Consider the following 1833-nt stretch of genomic DNA (forward strand, 5'->3'; position numbering starts at 1 on the left):
TATCGCGCAAAGATGCGTGATCGATGTTTTGTTCAAAATGCTGAATTAAAGTCGCAACGGAATTTGGATGATCAGCAACGAGTATGATGTTCTCGAGCTTAGCGTTATTGAGTAATTGCGCTGCTGCGATACCTAGTGTCGTCGATTTACCCCGTCCGCGGTCGGCTCGTAGAATCAGAGGACGATTGCGATGTCCTTTTACGACTCTTTCAATTTTTGCCAAGCAGGCCTGCTGTTCTTCGTTGAGTGTAATACCTTGTTTGTTTGATGATTGAACTTGGAAGGGATAAAACTGAGTTAGTGCTTCATCAAAGTTGTCACTATCTATAACAAGCATTGCTTCGCTTTCTATCAGTGTATTTAAAAATCGAGAGTGGGATGCTTGAAGCTGGTTATCCGTATCGTCGATTAATACGAAGAGCAGTCCGCCGCCTTCGAGAACACCACTACTTGCTGCGATCGCGTCAGGATGAATCTCTTTGCGTAAGTCCCAAATGAGTATTTGGCTTTGTTGTCCGAGTATTTCGCGATAATGCTTGGGTGCAATGCATCGATCATGCTCGCTACGGAGTAAAGATGCATCATGCCCCAACAAAATAGCGCTTTGCCCGTCTGGGAGTTTTTTAGCTAGGACTTGATAGCTTTCCTTCACCCAATCAGCAGTGCCTTTTATCGCTATGCAGGCTCGAAAATGTTGCTGCTGAAGTTGATGGATATGTTCTTGTATCTGATGCATCGCTGATAAAACTGACAGATATAAAAAACGGAGCGTGTTGCTCCGTTTTAAATGCGTCATCTTCTGAGTTAGTAGAGTGCCGCTTCGTCGTCTAAGACTTCATTAATAATGTCGAGGAAGATTTTATCCGCATCACTATGTTCTTCTGGAATGCGCACAATGGTATTTGCGCTGATTTCTTCAGCGATTAATTTTGCTGAGTCTGGTTGGCCTTTGTGTTGACGCGCGATTTCCATGCATTTTGTGGCGATTGTCGGATCAGAGAGAACCTTGCGGATAAAGGTTCGTAGTTCACTGATTACCTTGGCTTGACGGCTTTCTTCAGCACTGCTCATGGCCATACTCCTTTGATATTAAATACTACCTTTTATCATGGCCCTGAACTCGCCATAGCGCAAGCGATTAAGCTGGCTTTTGTGGTTTTTTCCGAATCAGTGCTTCTTGGCAAACTGATGCAACAAGTTCACCTTTTTGATTGAAAATGTTGCCACGATTGAATCCTCTGCCGTTTGAAGCGCTAGGACTGTCCATATCATAGAGAAGCCAATCATCAACACGGAATGGACGATGGAACCAAAGCGCGTGATCAATACTGGCAACTTGCATGCCCTTTTGCGCAAAGCTCACGCCGTGAGGAAGCATGCTTGTGCCTAGCAAACCGAAGTCCGATGCGTAAGTCAGAATACATTGATGCAGGTATAGATCATCTGGTAGCTCACCTACCGCTCGAAACCAATTTTGTTTATAGGGTGCACGTACATCAGGATTTGAATAATTCACCGGATTAACGGGGCGAATCTCAATAGGGCGGTCGCGTGTAAACTGATCTCTAAGCTTTTCTGGGATCAGATGTTTAAAGCGCCTGCGCATATCTAGTTCAGAAAGTAAGACATCAGGTTCTGTGCTGGCAGGCATATCAATCTGATGCTCAAAGCCAATTTCAGGAACTTGAAATGATGCATTAAGGGTAAAGATCTCTTTGTCATGTTGACGCGCAATTACGCGACGAGCAGAAAAACTGCCACCATCCCGGAGAGATTGCACTTCGTATTGAATAGGTAAGTTTGGATCTCCTGCGCGCAGAAAGTATCCATGCA

General features: G+C 44.7%; 3 protein-coding genes. All 3 read right to left on the minus strand.

What is annotated here, in order from left to right; genetic code table 11:
* The coding region (locus A3738_RS28370) for a tRNA(Met) cytidine acetyltransferase TmcA domain-containing protein (RefSeq protein ID WP_197474109.1) at positions 1-736 on the minus strand (736 nt) is incomplete at its 3' end.
* 68 nt (positions 737-804) lie between these two features.
* Entirely contained in the window at positions 805-1071 is a 267-nt protein-coding gene (locus A3738_RS28375) for a hypothetical protein (protein ID WP_068482241.1), read from the minus strand.
* A 67-nt stretch (positions 1072-1138) separates the two neighbouring features.
* On the minus strand, positions 1139-1833 hold a 695-nt coding region (locus A3738_RS28380), incomplete at its 5' end, for an acyl-CoA thioesterase II (protein WP_068764014.1).

The organism is Oleiphilus sp. HI0066 (genome assembly GCF_001635725.1).